Here is a 14890-nt window from a genome sequence, read left to right as displayed (position 1 = left end):
CGACATGGCAAACACCACGCGCAGCGATGGCCGTTCAGCCCCTTCCGATGGCGCCATCGGAGGGGGGCGGCACTGGCGGGCGCTGAACCGTTCGGCCTGGCGATGCGATATTGGCGCCGCAAGCCCGGCACCGGAGACGTATCGTTCACATCCGCTAAAATCAGTTGCCCCGGGAGGGGGAGGCAAGAAACGCCTCAGCGACGACATCGGGCCGGAAATTCTCCAGCCAGGCTTCCTGGATGGCAGGCTTGTCTCGAGCGAGCGCGTGGCGAATGCCCTCCGCCAGCCCCTCGACCGAGTGCGGCGTAATGCAGGCCTCGAGATCACCCTTGAGGATCTCGCGAATGCCGCCTGGGCAGTCGACGCTGAGCACCGGGGTGTCACAGGCCAGCGCCTCGAACAGCACGATGCCCATGCCCTCGAAACGCGAGCTGAGCACGAACAGCCGGGCATGATGCATCCACGGATAAGGATTGGCACGTTGCCCCGCGAAGATCACGCGCTCGGCGATCCCCAGCGTCTCGGCCAGCGCCTCAAGCCGCTCACGCTCCTGCCCATCGCCCACCAGCACCAACGGCATCGACGTGTCAGCCGCCGCATAGGCGCGTAACAGCAGGGCATGATCCTTGGCCGGTACCAGGCGGGCGACGTTGACCAGATAGGGGGGCTCGGGCAGGTCGGGCTCCGGCTCCGTCATGGCCTGACGAATACCGTCGATCGGGCAAGGATTGGGAATGACCGTCACAGAGGCCGGCGTGAAGCCCCAGCATTTCGCCGCTTCATCGAGGCTCTCGGCCACCCCATGCGATACCGTCACTAGGTGGCGGTGGTCATACAGGCAACGGCTCAGCAGCCGCCCCCGCCAACCGACCTTTCGAACATGCAGGATGTTTTCCAGCACATAGCGCGCCCGCTCATCGCGGAACGTCCAGACCAGTTCGAAGGTACCAACGCCCCGGAAGACGATGCGATCGAAGCGCCCGTACCGACGCTCGGCGCGACGTAGCCAGCGATGAAAGACCCAGCCGCCCATCACGCCGGTGCCCAGGAAAAGCGAGCGTTTCATGAGCGGGTTGATGACGAGGCGAGCGAACAGCTCCAGCAACAAGCCGATGCCGGTCAGCCGGCTCCACCAGCGCAGGTTGAGCCGATGCCCTCGTACCTCATCGCGTGCCGGACGCAAGGGATCGACCACCTCGCGCAAGCTGAGCAGATGGCTCTCATGCCCCGCCTCCGCGAAGGCATCGGCGAGGTTGACCGCAACGCGCTCCATGCCGCCCATCTTCAAGGAGCGAACGACGACCAGGGTTCTCATCGGACCGCCTTTCGAAAAACAAGGACCGTCAAGCCACTAGACCGTTGCCAGTGCCAGATATGGGTCACCAGTCCGCCCATGATCAGGGTGAACACATAACCGCCGGACCAGAAGGCCAGATAGGACTCGAACAGGTTGGCGATCATGAAGAACACGAAGAAGCCGAAACCGAACAGCGCCATGTCCCCCGGCATCACACCGCCTCGCCAGGCCAGCCAGGTACCGCGCGCGACCCAAGTGGCCAACAGCGCCACCACGCTCGCACCCAGCAGCCCATAGCCGACCAGTACCTCCAGGAAGGTATTGTGCAGATGTCCAAAACGTTGGCGAATAGTATCCGGCAGCCACGCCGTCTGTTCCATCACCAGGCTGCGCCCCTCGCCGCCCCAACCGACGAACGGACGCTCGGCGATCCACTCCGTGGCCGCACGCCAGGAGTGGATTCGAACGCCAACGCTGGAATAGGGTACGCCGCCCCAGTCGCCCTCGATAACGCTGGTGATCACCTGCTGTTCGACCAGCAGCCTGCGCTCCACGGTGCCATGGAAAGTCGAGAACAGCACCACGATGGCCAGCAAGACGCCGATGACGGCCGCCCATGCCCGGTGACGAGACGCCTCGGCGTGTCGACTGAGCTTCCTGGCTCTCCAGGCCCAGCCTCCCAGCATCACCAGCGACGCGACGATGGTTGCCAGCCAGACGCCGCGCGTCTGAGTCACGACGAGCCCCACCAGGCACACGATCAGCATGGCGCACCAGGCCAGGCGGCGCCCCAAGGCCAGTCGCCCTGCCGAGCACATTCTCGGGGCGAAAGATGCCAGCCCCAGGGCCGCCACGCCGAACAGCATTGCCACATGCTGAGCGTTGTGGATGCCGAAACCGACGCGCCCTCCCGCCAACCCTCGCTGCCAGCTCTGCCAACCATGGCCCTCGAGCCACACCGCCAGCAGGAAACCCGGCACGGCGACTGCCCAGACCCATAAGGTCAGCCGCGTGCTGCCCCCCAGCCACCAGGCCATGCCGATGAACAGGAACCACTTGGCCAGGCGATCCAGCTCGGGATTGTCCGGCACCCACTGCGGGTGATGCAGATAGCCGAGCCCCCAGCTCAGCAGCTGAACCAGCACTATCATCAGCAGCAACCACAGTGGCGCCGACGACCGCAGCCGCCGCCCCCAATACAGCACCGCGAATAGCCCCAGCAGCGCCATGACCGTGCCCGCTTTCTGGCCGACATCCGGCCACGCCACACGCCCTGCGGCATACAAGAAGGTGGCAAGCAGCCCGAGCCATGTCAGAACGCGTGACACCTGCGTTTCGGGAAAGAAATGTGTGGGTAACCTGCTATCAGGAAAAACCGGAGGTAACACGGATGTCAGCCGCCTGCATCGCGAAGGAAATGGCAGAGCATGCTACCAGAATTCCCACGCATTCGAACGGAGAACTCCCATCACCAGGCGCCGATTTTCACGGCAATGCCGGCCATGCACCTCATCGCGCCTTTCCTCGGGTCTCCAGCCGAACGACGGGAGCCGCCTCGGCGTTCTGCGATTCACGCCCCAGCAGATCGCACAGCCCGCTGCCGTGGGTGAAACCGTCCACACCGAGCTTGAGCGTTTCACAGGCTTGGTGGCTGTCCATCTGGTGCTCGGCGTCATGCAGCGCCTGAAGCAGCTCACGCAGCGTCTCGGTGGGCAACACGGCCTCACGGGCGCGCATGATCTTGGGGTGCGAAGTGCCGACCACGTTCTCGCCGATCAGCAGTTCCTCGTAGAGCTTTTCTCCGGGCCTCAGGCCGGTAAACGCGATCTCGATATCGCCCTCGGGGCTATCGCCATCGCGCACCTCCAGCCCGGTCAGGCGGATCATGCGCCGCGCCAGGTCGACGATCTTCACCGGGTCGCCCATGTCCAGCACGAAGACATCGCCCCCCTTGGCCATGGAGCCCGCCTGGATGACCAGCAAGGCCGCCTCGGGAATGGTCATGAAGTAGCGGGTGATCTCGGGGTGGGTCACGGTCAAGGGGCCGCCCTGCTCGATCTGGCGCCGGAACAGCGGGATCACCGAACCGCTGGATCCCAGCACGTTGCCGAAACGCACCATCGAGAAGATCGTGTGGTGTTCCCCTTCGCCGCCGCGCCGCGCGGCCAGGTCCTGCAGCACCAGCTCGGCCATGCGCTTGGTGGCACCCATCACGTTGGTGGGGCGCACCGCCTTGTCGGTGGAGATCAGCACGCAGCGCTCCACGCCAAGCTTGGCCGCGCTCTCCGCCACTACCCGGGTGCCCCGCACGTTGTTGCGCACGCCCTCCAGCACGTTGTGCTCGACGATCGGCACATGCTTGTAGGCCGCCGCATGATAGAGGGTATCGACCTCATAGCGGCGCAGCGTCGCCTCCATACGCTCACGATCGCAGACATTCCCCAGCAGCGGATAGATAGGGAAGTCCGCCCCCATGTCACGCTTCAGCGCCTCGAGCTCCTGATCGATGGCATAGAGCCCGTATTCGCTGATCTCGTAGAGCACAAGCGCCCTGGGGGCGCCGCGCATCACCTGGCGACACATCTCGCTGCCGATCGAGCCGCCGGCGCCGGTCACCATCACCACCTTGCCGCGGATGCTGGCGTCCACCAGGGCCTCGTCGGGCGGCACCGGGTCCCGCCCCAGCAGGTCCTCCAGTTCCACCTCGCGCAGCTGGTCCAGGCTGGCTTCGCCGGAGACGATCTCGGGCATGGAGGGGACCGTCTGCACGTGCACCGGCAGGTCCGTCAGCTTGTCCAGGGCCTGCTTGCGCTCGGCCTTGGTCGCGTTGGGCATCGCCAGCAGCACCCGCTTGAGGCCATGATGCTCGACGAGCCCGGCGATGGCGTCCGGCTCCATCACCTTGACCCCCTTGATAGTGCTGCCCCACAGCGAAGGAGAATCGTCCAGGAAGGCCGTGACCACGAACTCACGCCCGCTGGAGAGCGCCAGCGCCAGCTGAGCCCCCGCCCCGCCAGCGCCATAGATGGCCACTGGCTCCTTCTCGGCGAAGTGGCGGTTCAGCCAGTGATAGTAGCTGCGCACCAGCAGGCGCGTACCGCCCACGTACACCAGGGTCACCAGGGCGAAGTTCACCGGCACCGAACGCGGGAAGCCCTGCCACTGGAAGAAGTAGGCCGCCGCCCACATCATCAGCGCCAGCAGCACCGCGCCCTTGACCACCGCCCACAGCGCCTGAGGGCCCATGAAGCGCACCACCGCACGGTACAGCCCCAGCCGAGCGAACACGAACACCCCCACCACCGGCACGACCAGGAACATCCACCAGTAAGGTTCGAGGTAACTGGCCGGCCACCACTCGGCCAGGCGCAGCGCATAGCCCGACCACAGCGCCAGCGGCAGCGCCACCAGATCGGCCGCCACCATCAGCAGACGCTTGTGCGCGCGGCTGAGATCGACGATCGCTCGGTGCATGCGTGAATGATTCATCATCTCGTCCTTGTATTGCGTGGCCTCGGGGTCAATGACACAGCGCTCGATCGCTCGGGGTCAATCGCTGCCGAACAGGTCGCGGGTATAGACCTTGTGGGCCACGTCCTCCAGCTCGGCAACCATGCGATTGCTGAGGATCAGCTCCGCTTCCTGCTTGAAGGCGTCCAGGTCGCGCATCACCCGCGAGCCGTAGAAGGTATCCTCTTCCAGTACCGGCTCATAGACCACCACCTCGATGCCCTTGGCCTTGAGCCGCTTCATCACGCCCTGCATGGCACTGGCGCGGAAGTTGTCCGAGCCGGCCTTCATGATCAGGCGATAGACCCCCACCACCCGCGGCTGACGCCGGATCACCGACTCGGCAATGAAGTCCTTGCGAGTGGTGTTGGCGTCGACGATGGCCTGGATCAGGTTGTTGGGCACGTCCTGGTAGTTGGCCAGCAGCTGCTTGGTGTCCTTGGGCAGGCAGTAGCCGCCATAGCCGAAGGAAGGGTTGTGGTAATGGCTGCCGATGCGCGGGTCCAGCCCCACGCCCTCGATGATCTGGCGGCTGTCCAGGCCATGGGTCTCGGCGTAGGTGTCCAGCTCGTTGAAATAGGCCACGCGCATGGCCAGATAGGTATTGGCAAACAGCTTGATGGCCTCGGCCTCGGTGCTGTTGGTGTACAGCACCGGCACTTCCTCCTTCACGGCCCCCTGCTCGAGTAGTCCGGCGAAGGTTTCGGCGCGCTCGGAACGCTCGCCGACGATGATCCGCGACGGGTAGAGGTTATCGTAGAGCGCCTTGCCCTCTCGCAGGAACTCCGGCGAGAACAGCAGATTATCGGTACCGAAACGTTGGCAGGCCTCGGCAGTGTAGCCCACCGGCACGGTGGACTTGATGACCATCACCGCCGCGGGGTTGATGGCCATCACGTCCCGGATCACCGCCTCGACGGTCGAGGTATTGAAATAGTTCGTCTCGGGGTCGTAATCGGTGGGCGTGGCGATCACCACGAAGTCGGCATCACGGTAGGCGACTTCCTTGTCCAGGGTGGCAGTGAAGTCGAGCGCCCGGTTGGCCAGGAAGTCGCTGATCTCGGCGTCCTCGATGGGCGAGACCCGGTCGTTGAGCTGCGCCACCTTCTCCGCCACGATGTCCAGCGCCACGACCTGATTGTGCTGGGCCAGCAGCATGGCATTGGAGAGGCCCACATAGCCGGTGCCGGCAATGGCAATCTTCATGCATTCACCTGTCAGAAACTGCCCCGCGGGGGCCGCCCAAGCGGCCCCCGCGGGATCCTTGTCGAACCAGCCGCGGGCGATCCGCGGCCGCCGCATGAGCGTCTTAGATCACCCGCTTGATCAGCTGGGCCAGCAGTTCCTGCTGACCGTGTTCCGCGCCCTTCAACGTCACCTCGGCCTGGGGTGGCGCTTCGTAGGGGCTGCTGATGCCCGTGAAGTCGGCGATTCTGCCCTCTCGGGCCTTCTGGTACAGCCCCTTGGGATCGCGCTGCTCGCAAATGTCCAGCGGCGTGTCCACGTGCACTTCGATGAAGTCGCCCTCGTCGAACAACGCCCTGGCCGCATCGCGGTCGGCGCGGAACGGCGAGATGAAGGCGGTGATCACGATGATGCCCGCCTCGGCGAACAACCGCGCCACCTCGCCCACCCGGCGAATGTTCTCGGTGCGGTCGGCTTCCCCCATTCCCAGGTCCTTGCACAGACCATGGCGGATGTTATCACCGTCCAGCAGCATGGTGTGGTAGCCACGACGGTTCAGCTCCACTTCCAGGGCGTTGGCCAGGCTCGACTTGCCGGAACCGGAAAGACCGGTGAACCACACGCACTTGCCGGCATGGCCGTTGAGCTGCTCGCGCATGGCCTGGGTCACGCTGGTGCGGTTCCACACCACGCTGGCCTTGCTGTCGTGCTCGCGGAACTCGTAGGGCAGCTCGCTCTCCAGCGGCCGGTGGATCATGCCGGCCCCCACCGTGATGTTGGTCAACCGGTCGATGATGATGAAGCTGCCCGTTCCCGGGCTGGTGCGATAGTCGTCCACCGGTACCGGCGCGGTCAGCTCCAGCGCGCAGCGTGCGATGGCGTTGAGGTCCAGATGATCGGCGTGACGATGCTCCAGGGTGTTGACGTCGACCTGATAGTCGATCGCTGCCACCTTGCCCGCCACATCTCGGGTCGCCAGCTTGATGTCGTAGAGCTTGCCGGGCTCGAGTGCCGTTTCGTGCATCCACACGATATCGGCCTCGAAGCTGGTGGCCAGCGGCACTTCATCATTTTCGGCGACCAGCCAGTCGCCGCGGGAGATGTCGATCTCGTCTTCCAGGGTCACGGTGATCGCATCGCCGGGATAGGCGTGCTCGAGATCGCCGTCCCAGGTCACCAGCCGCTCGACGGTCGACACCTTGCCGGAGGGCAGCGCCCTCACCTTCTGGCCCGGGCTCATCACACCGGCGGCCAAGGTTCCGGCATAGCCGCGAAAATCCAGATTGGGGCGATTGACATACTGTACCGGCAGTCGAAGATCGCGCAGGTTCTGGTCGTGGGTGATCTCGACAGTCTCGAGCAGCTCTAGCAGCGCCGGTCCCTGTTTTCCATCGACCCGGTACCAGTTCATCGCCTCGCTCGGGTTGACGACGTTGTCGCCCTTGAGCGCCGAGAGCGGCACGAAGCGGATGTCCGGGGCGTTGAGCTTGCCGGCGATCTCCTGGTACTCGGCGACGATTTCCTCATAGCGCTCCTGGGAGTAGCCGACCAGGTCCATTTTGTTGATCGCCACCACCAGGTGCTGGATGCCCAGCAGATCGGCGATGAAGCTGTGCCGGCGCGTCTGGGTCTGCACCCCGTGGCGCGCATCGACCAGGATCACCGCCAGGCTCGCGGTCGACGCCCCGGTCGCCATGTTCCGGGTGTACTGCTCGTGCCCCGGCGTATCGGCAATGATGAACTTGCGCCGATCGGTGGAGAAGAAGCGATACGCCACATCGATGGTGATGCCCTGCTCCCGCTCCGACTGCAGGCCGTCGACCAGCAGCGCCAGATCCACCTCATCCCCGGTCGTCCCCGCCGTCTTCGACGCCTGAGTGATCGCCGCCAGCTGATCTTCGTAGATCATCTTCGAATCGTGCAGCAGCCGCCCGATCAGCGTCGACTTCCCGTCATCCACGCTACCGCAGGTGATGAAGCGGAGCAGGTCTTTTTGCTCGTGTTCTTTGAGGTAGCTCTCGATGTCTTCCGAGATCATCGCGGATTGATGTGACACAGTCTTTTCTCCGTCCTGGTGAAGAGCACGCGCGCTACGAGCTCCGAGCCTCGGGCTACGAGCAGGCCGTGCTCTCTTCATGTTCGCTGACTAGTTTCGAGGTTGATGCGCCAGTGTCTTTAGCAAAGAGCCCAGCATACGTGACAAGGTCATGGCTTCTTGTCGCCAATGTTGGCCTGTGGACTCAGATATATAACCGACTTCAATAGCTATCAGGGCTTGGGTAGCAAGCTCTCCACACGAACCTTTCGCAATGGACACGAAACGGAACTTTTCTCGTTCGGTATAACGCTCAAACCCCTCTGCAATATTGCTGGGAATCGATAGAGCAGAACGAGTGATTTGATCCTTGAAGCCAAAATCACGTAAGCCTTTTAGCTCGCGATATACCTCTACACTGAGACACTTGCTACGTTGCCAGACTTCCATTTGTTCGTGCCGCATTAGCTACTCCCGAGCCGACTTCGAGAATATTGTAGCTCGCCCGCAGCCGCAGCCCGCAGCCCGTAGCCCGTAGCCCGTAGCCCGTAGCCCGTAGCTCAGAAGTACCCCTCCCGCTTCTTGCGCTCCATCGACCCCGCCTGATCGTGATCGATGGCACGGCCGCTGCGCTCGGAGGTTTTCGTCAGCAGCATTTCCTGAATGATCTCGGGCAGGGTGGTGGCCGTGGATTCCACCGCGCCGGTCAGCGGATAGCAGCCGAGGGTGCGGAAGCGTACCCACTTCTCTTCCGGCACTTCGCCGGCTTCCAGCGGCAGGCGGTCGTCGTCGACCATGATGTCCATGCCGTCGCGATGCACCACCGGACGTGGCGCGGAGAAGTAAAGCGGCACGATGGGGATGGATTCCAGGTAGATGTACTGCCAGATGTCCAGCTCGGTCCAGTTGGAGAGCGGGAAGACGCGGATCGACTCGCCCTGGTTCACCTTGGCGTTATAGGTGTTCCACAGTTCGGGGCGCTGGCTCTTCGGGTCCCAGCGATGGTGCTTGTCGCGGAAGGAGAACACCCGCTCCTTGGCACGGCTGGCTTCCTCGTCGCGGCGGGCCCCGCCGAAGGCCGCGTCGAAGCGATGCTTGTCCAGCGCCTGCTTCAGCGACTGGGTCTTCATCACGTCGGTGTACTTGGAGCTGCCGTGATCGAAGGGATTGATCCCCGCCGCCCGGCCTTCCTCGTTGATGTGCTCGATCAGTTCCATGCCGGCCTCTTCGGCCATGCGGTCGCGGAACTCGATCATCTCGCGGAACTTCCAGGTGGTGTTGACGTGCATCAGCGGAAACGGCGGCACGCCCGGATAGAAGGCCTTGCGCGCCAGATGCAGCATCACCGAGGAATCCTTGCCGATCGAATACAGCATCACCGGGTTGCGGAACTCCGCCGCCACCTCACGGATGATATGGATCGACTCCGCCTCGAGCTGTTTGAGGTGGGTCTTACGTTCGGGGGTGATCTCCATCATTACCTTTCCATTGGATTCGGAATTGTTAAATCGTGGCTGCGGGCTGCGGGCTGCAGGCTGCGGGCTACGGGCTACGGGCTACGGGCTGGACAGAAATGATGCACCAACACTTTCATCTTGCAACTTCCAGCTCGAAGCTCGCCGCCCGAAGCTCGTTACTGGCGCGAAGCGCCTGGCTTCAAGCTGGCCCGCAGGGCCGTTTCCCAGCGCTCGTCACGCTGGCCACAGACGATAAAGAACGGGTTGAGCACGCTGTCCTGCTGGTTGCAGCGCAGCGGTTCCAGGGCCTCGGCATCGAGGACCTGGCCGCCGGCGGCGGTGACCACGGCCTGGGCGGCGGCGGTGTCCCATTCGCAGGTGGGCGCGAGGCGCGGATAGAGATCGGCAGTACCTTCAGCCACCAGGCATAGCTTCAGCGAGCTGCCCATGGAGACGCGCTCATGGGCGGGCAGCCCGGCACAGAAGGCCTCGAACTCGTCGGAACCATGGGAGCGGCTACCGACGATCTTCCAGACCGCCTGCTCGGGCTCCGGCAAGGCACGCACCGAGATCGACTCGAGGGAGCCACCGGCCTGCTGCTTCCAGGCGCCCTGCCCGTGCTGGCCGATCCACGTAGTCCCGCCCGCGTCGCCCACGGCGGGCGCATGCACGATGCCGAACACCGGCACGCCGTCTTCGATCAGCGCGACATTGAGGGTGAATTCACCGTTCTTCTTGATGAACTCCTTGGTGCCGTCCAGCGGATCGATCAGCCAGTAGCGGCCCCACGCCCGACGGGTCGCGAACGGAATCCCACCGGACTCCTCGGAGAGGATCGGCACCTGCGGGGACAACGCTTCGAGCAACGCGACCAGAGCATGATGCGAGGCCATGTCCGCCTCGGTCAGCGGGCTGTCGTCCCCTTTGGTCGCCACCTCGAAGTCACGTCGATACACGGCCATCACCTCACGACCCGCGGCATGCACACCCTCGATCAAGCGGAAGCGCAGATCGTCAGTTACGAAATCGGTCAAGAATAATCTCCTTCGGGCAGGCGCTGCGCGCCGGCTACGAGCTACGGGCCACGAGCTGCGGGCTGTTGGCAGCAAGCTTGCGAAAGCGGAGGCTTCCCGAAGCCCGAAGCCCGCAGCCCGAAGCCGCGTTCTTAAAACCCCCACACCACCGGTATCAGCCCCACCGCCGTGACACCGACGATCAGGCTCAGCGGGGCGCCGAGGCGCAGGTAGTCGAGAAAACGATAGCCGCCGGGCCCCAGCACCATCAGGTTGGTCTGGTAGCCCAGCGGGGTCATGAAGCTCGCCGAGGCGGCGAACATGATCGCCACGGCGAAGGGCAGTTCGTTGACGCCCAGTTGCTCGGCCACCGCCATGGCGATGGGGAACATCAGCACCGCGGCGGCGTTGTTGGTGATCAGCTCGGTGAAGATCACCGTCATCGCGTAGATTGCGGCCAGCGCCGCCCAGGGGGCCAGGCCGTCGATCAGCAGCAACCACTGGGCGATCTGGGCGGCGGCGCCGGTTTTGGCCATGGCCGCCCCCAGGGCGAAGGAGGCGGCGATCACGATCAGCACGGTCAGGTCGAGGTAGCGCCGCGCCTTGCTCGCCGGCACGCAGCGGGTCACCAGCATGGCGCCACCGGCCAGCAGCGCGGCCTCGAGGATGCTCAACCACCCGCTGGCACTGGCGGCCACCATGGTGCCCAAAATGGCAATCGCCAGCGGCGCCTTGCGGAAGTCCGGCGGCGTGGAGTCGTTCAGCCCGCTCACCAGCAGGAAATCCTTGCGGTAGCGATACTGGTCGACGAAGTCCTGGGCGGTTTCCAGCAGCAGGGTATCGCCCACCTGCAGGCGAATGTCGCCCAGCTTGCCGGACAACCGCTGGCCATGGCGCGAGATGGAAAGGATCACCGCCTGGTAGCGTGAGCGGAAGCGCGACTCTCGCACCGTCTGGCCCAGCCCGGCGAAGTCCGGGCCGATCACCGCCTCCACCAGGCAGCGCCGGTGATGGTCGATATCCAGCTTGTGCACGTCGCCGCCGGCGGGGCGCAGGCCGTGGATGCGGCGCAGCTCCCGGGCGCATTCCGGGGCGCCGATGAACACCAGCACATCGCCGGCCTGCAGTTCGGTCTCCGGCGGCACGGCGGTGAGCAGGCGGCCATGGCGCTCGATGTCGGCCAGGTAGCCATGGCTGAGGCTGCGCAGGCCCGCATCGGCGATCGTCTTGCCCACCAGCGGGCCCTTGGCGGTCACCACCACCTCCACCGCATACTCGCGGGCCTGCTCCAGCTGTTCCAGCACGCCCCGGCGGTTGGGCAGCAGCCAGTCGGCGAACAGCATCAGGAAGACGCCGCCCACCAGCAGCAGCGGCACGCCCACCCAGGCCAGCTCGAACATCGACAGCGACAGGCCGCGCTCGGTCTGCAGCAGGCCATCCACGACCAGGTTGGTACTGGTACCGATCAGCGTGCAGGTACCGCCCAGGATGGCGGCGTAGCTCAGCGGCAACAGCAGCTTGGAAGGCGGCAGCTTGAGCCGGCCGGCCCACTCCTGGATGGCGGGAATGAACATCGCCACCACCGTGGTGTTGTTCATGAAGGCGCTTAACCCGGAAGCCGGTAACAGCACTCTGAACTGCGCCCGACGCAACTGCCTAGGCCGGCCCAACAGGCCATGGGCGATCCACTGGATGGCCCCGGTTTCCTTGAGGCCGGCCGCCACCACATAAAGGGTGGCGATAGTCATCACCCCGGGGTTGGAGAAACCGGCCAGGGCCTCGCCGGGGGTCAGGATGCCGCTCACCACCAGCACGGCCAGCGCCGCCATCAGCACCACGTCCGGCGCGATGCGGGTCGTCACCAGCGTAACGAGCACCGCCAGCACCGTGGCCAGCGTAAACAGGGCGTCGAAGGGCATTAAGACGATATCAAAGCGAGAAGAATAGGGTTTTTAACAACAACAAAGCCACAGGCAACAGCCAGCAACAAAGCCACAGGGTCAGCCTCCGATTTCCCCAGGCACCCCATCACAACTCATAGAACTCGCGATACCACTCGACGAACCGCGCTACGCCTTCCTTCACCGGTGTGGCGGGTTTGTATCCCACGGCCTTCTCCAGTTCGGTGGAGTCGGCGTAGGTATCCGGCACATCACCTGGCTGCAGCGGCAACAGGTCCTTGATCGCCTTCTTGCTCAGCGCTTCCTCGATGGCCTCGATGTAGGCAGAGAGTTTGACCGGGTCGTTGTTGCCAATGTTGAAGATGCGATACGGGGCATTGCTGGTGGCCGGATCCGGTGTATCACTGTTCCACTCGGGATTGGGCTTGGCAACGTCGTCGCTGACCCGAATCACACCTTCGACGATATCGTCGACATAGGTGAAATCGCGGGTATGGTGGCCATGGTTGAACACCGGGATCGGCTCGCCAGCCAGGGTCTTCTCGGTGAACAGAAAAAGCGCCATGTCCGGCCGGCCCCAGGGGCCATAAACGGTGAAAAAGCGCAGGCCGGTGGTCGGCAGGCCAAACAGGTGGCTGTAGCTGTGAGCCATCAGTTCGTTGGCCTTCTTGGTGGCGGCATAGAACTGCAGCGGGTGATTGACGCTCTCGTGCTCGGAGAACGGCATCTGGGTGTTGGCTCCATAGACACTGCTGGTGCTGGCGTAAGTCAGATGCTGCACCCGATGGTGCCGGCAGGCCTCCAGGATATTGGTGAAGGCCACCACATTGCTCTGCACATAGGCATGCGGGTTTTCCAGCGAGTATCGCACCCCGGCCTGGGCGGCCAGGTGGATCACGCGCTCCGGCTTGTGCGCCTCGAACGCCGCGTTAACTGCCTGCTGATCGGCCAGATCCTCGCGCACGAACACATAGTCGCTGCCGGTGCGCTCCGCGGTCTCCTCAAGGATCTTCAGGCGGGCTTCCTTGATCGTCGGATCATAGTAGTCGTTGACCACATCGAAGCCGATCACGCTGTCGCCGCGTTCCAGCAGCTGTTTGGCGGTGTGGAAACCGATAAAGCCGGCATTGCCGGTCACGAGAATTTTCATGGAATTCCTTTTAGAGTCGCAAGACGAGATTCAAGAGGTTCATCTGCCCCCTCATAAACGCAGATCCACCGCTTCCTGGGGTAGCACATGCTTCAGGTCATACAGCACATGCTCGGGCTTGCCCCAGGCGCGGACCCCCTCGACGCCTAACTCGCAGAACTCGTGGTGAGCCACGGCGAGTATCATGGCATCGTAGGCCCCGTCCTCCGGCTGTTCCACCGGGCGAATACCGTACTCGGCCTCGGCCTCGTCTTTGTTTACCTGGGGATCGAAGACATCGACCTCAACGTTATAGTCGGACAGCTCGGCGAGGATATCCACTACACGGGTATTGCGCAGGTCCGGACAGTTCTCCTTGAAGGTCAGCCCCATCACCAGCACCCGAGCGCCTTCCACATGAATCCGTCTCTTGATCATCCGCTTGATCAACTGCCCCGCCACATAGGCACCCATGCCGTCGTTGATACGCCGTCCAGCGAGGATCATCTCTGGGTGGTAGCCTACCTGCTCTGCCTTGTGGGTCAGGTAGTAGGGGTCCACACCAATGCAGTGGCCTCCCACCAACCCCGGACGAAACGGCAGGAAGTTCCACTTGGTGCCGGCGGCTTGAAGCACCTCCTCAGTATCGATGCCCAGCCGGTTGAAGATCACGGCCAACTCGTTGATTAGGGCAATGTTGATATCGCGCTGAGTGTTTTCGATGACTTTGGCCGCCTCGGCCACGGCAATGGAGCTCGCTTGGTGGGTGCCGGCAGTGATCACGCGGCCATAGAGCGCATCCACGAAATCGGCGACCTCGGGGGTGGAGCCCGAGGTCACCTTCTGGATAGTAGTTACCCGATGTTCCTTGTCACCGGGGTTGATGCGTTCCGGGCTATAGCCGGCGAAGAAATCGCGGTTGTAAGCCAATCCCGAGACCCGTTCGATCACCGGGATACAGTCCTCTTCCGTGGCACCAGGGTAGACGGTACTCTCGTAGATCACCACGTCGCCTCGGCCTACCACTTGGCCAAGGGCCTCGCTGGCCTTGATCAAGGGCGTAAGATCCGGCCGTCGACTGGCATCGATTGGCGTAGGCACAGTGACGATATAAACATTGCATTCGCGTAGCGTCTCGAGCTCACTGGAAAAGCTCAACTGGCTAGCCTCGGCCAGCAGATCGGGCTCTACCTCCAGGGTATGGTCCACCCCATCACGCAGTTCACCAATCCGCCCGGCGTTGATGTCGAACCCCACCGTGGGCAGCACCTTACCGAACTCCACCGCCAACGGCAGGCCCACATAGCCCAGGCCGATCACGCCCAGACGAACGTTATCCATGCTCAGCATGCGCTGTACTCTT

The 14890-nt window shown here is 63.7% G+C and carries 11 protein-coding genes; all 11 read right to left on the bottom strand.

The annotated features are described in order from the left end of the window. Window positions 1-160: 160 nt before the first annotated feature. The 11 genes from CVH10_RS00365 to tviB all read right to left on the bottom strand — a co-directional run bounded on the left by CVH10_RS00365 (window position 161) and on the right by tviB (window position 14877). On the bottom strand, window positions 161-1315 hold the full coding sequence (locus tag CVH10_RS00365) for a glycosyltransferase (protein ID WP_106487501.1): 1155 nt from the start codon (window positions 1313-1315) through the stop codon (window positions 161-163). Beyond that, a complete protein-coding gene (locus CVH10_RS00360; RefSeq protein WP_369335691.1) occupies window positions 1312-2625 on the bottom strand; it encodes an O-antigen ligase family protein in 1314 nt (437 codons plus the stop codon). Before CVH10_RS00360 ends, CVH10_RS00365 begins: the two co-directional genes overlap by 4 nt. A 181-nt stretch (window positions 2626-2806) precedes the next feature. Beyond that, complete coding sequence (locus tag CVH10_RS00355) at window positions 2807-4786, bottom strand: polysaccharide biosynthesis protein (protein WP_369335690.1); 1980 nt, start codon at window positions 4784-4786, stop codon at window positions 2807-2809. A gap of 60 nt (window positions 4787-4846) precedes the next feature. Further along, complete coding sequence (locus CVH10_RS00350) at window positions 4847-6013, bottom strand: nucleotide sugar dehydrogenase (protein WP_106487499.1); 1167 nt, start codon at window positions 6011-6013, stop codon at window positions 4847-4849. A gap of 103 nt (window positions 6014-6116) precedes the next feature. Next, on the bottom strand, window positions 6117-8048 hold the full coding sequence (gene cysN / locus CVH10_RS00345; protein WP_106487498.1) for a sulfate adenylyltransferase subunit CysN: 1932 nt from the start codon (window positions 8046-8048) through the stop codon (window positions 6117-6119). A 90-nt stretch (window positions 8049-8138) separates the two neighbouring features. Further along, window positions 8139-8492 (bottom strand): four helix bundle protein, encoded by a 354-nt coding sequence (locus CVH10_RS00340; protein ID WP_106487497.1) that lies wholly within the window; start codon window positions 8490-8492, stop codon window positions 8139-8141. A gap of 95 nt (window positions 8493-8587) precedes the next feature. Then, window positions 8588-9505: a sulfate adenylyltransferase subunit CysD gene (gene cysD / locus CVH10_RS00335; RefSeq protein WP_106487496.1), complete on the bottom strand. Its 918-nt coding sequence runs from the start codon at window positions 9503-9505 to the stop codon at window positions 8588-8590. 155 nt (window positions 9506-9660) lie between these two features. Continuing rightward, the gene (cysQ, locus tag CVH10_RS00330; RefSeq protein WP_369335689.1) at window positions 9661-10518 is read right to left on the bottom strand and encodes a 3'(2'),5'-bisphosphate nucleotidase CysQ; all 858 of its coding nucleotides are present in this window, start codon (window positions 10516-10518) and stop codon (window positions 9661-9663) included. Window positions 10519-10649: 131 nt separating this feature from the next. Beyond that, complete coding sequence (locus CVH10_RS00325; protein ID WP_106487495.1) at window positions 10650-12416, bottom strand: SLC13 family permease; 1767 nt, start codon at window positions 12414-12416, stop codon at window positions 10650-10652. Between the two features lie 109 nt (window positions 12417-12525). Continuing rightward, a complete protein-coding gene (locus tag CVH10_RS00320) occupies window positions 12526-13548 on the bottom strand; it encodes an NAD-dependent epimerase (RefSeq protein ID WP_106487494.1) in 1023 nt (340 codons plus the stop codon). A 51-nt stretch (window positions 13549-13599) separates the two neighbouring features. Next, window positions 13600-14877, bottom strand: a complete 1278-nt coding sequence (gene tviB, locus CVH10_RS00315; RefSeq protein WP_181244328.1) for a Vi polysaccharide biosynthesis UDP-N-acetylglucosamine C-6 dehydrogenase TviB — start codon at window positions 14875-14877, stop codon at window positions 13600-13602. Window positions 14878-14890 lie beyond the last annotated feature (13 nt).

Source organism: Halomonas sp. ND22Bw, from assembly GCF_003011945.1.
Classification (GTDB): Bacteria; Pseudomonadota; Gammaproteobacteria; order Pseudomonadales; family Halomonadaceae; genus Halomonas; species Halomonas halophila.
The sequence above is the reverse complement of the archived record's forward strand: the minus strand, read 5'-3'. Positions and strand labels throughout refer to the sequence as shown.

Bases quoted from the DNA above. Each gene is read 5' to 3' on its own strand.
- CVH10_RS00340 (WP_106487497.1), bottom strand. From the start codon at position 8,492: ATGCGGCACGAACAAATGGAAGTCTGGCAACGTAGCAAGTGTCTCAGT.
- CVH10_RS00365 (WP_106487501.1), bottom strand. From the start codon at position 1,315: ATGAGAACCCTGGTCGTCGTTCGCTCCTTGAAGATGGGCGGCATGGAG.
- CVH10_RS00355 (WP_369335690.1), bottom strand. From the start codon at position 4,786: ATGAATCATTCACGCATGCACCGAGCGATCGTCGATCTCAGCCGCGCG.
- CVH10_RS00320 (WP_106487494.1), bottom strand. From the start codon at position 13,548: ATGAAAATTCTCGTGACCGGCAATGCCGGCTTTATCGGTTTCCACACC.
- CVH10_RS00325 (WP_106487495.1), bottom strand. From the start codon at position 12,416: ATGCCCTTCGACGCCCTGTTTACGCTGGCCACGGTGCTGGCGGTGCTC.
- CVH10_RS00350 (WP_106487499.1), bottom strand. From the start codon at position 6,013: ATGAAGATTGCCATTGCCGGCACCGGCTATGTGGGCCTCTCCAATGCC.
- tviB (WP_181244328.1), bottom strand. From the start codon at position 14,877: ATGCTGAGCATGGATAACGTTCGTCTGGGCGTGATCGGCCTGGGCTAT.
- cysD (WP_106487496.1), bottom strand. From the start codon at position 9,505: ATGATGGAGATCACCCCCGAACGTAAGACCCACCTCAAACAGCTCGAG.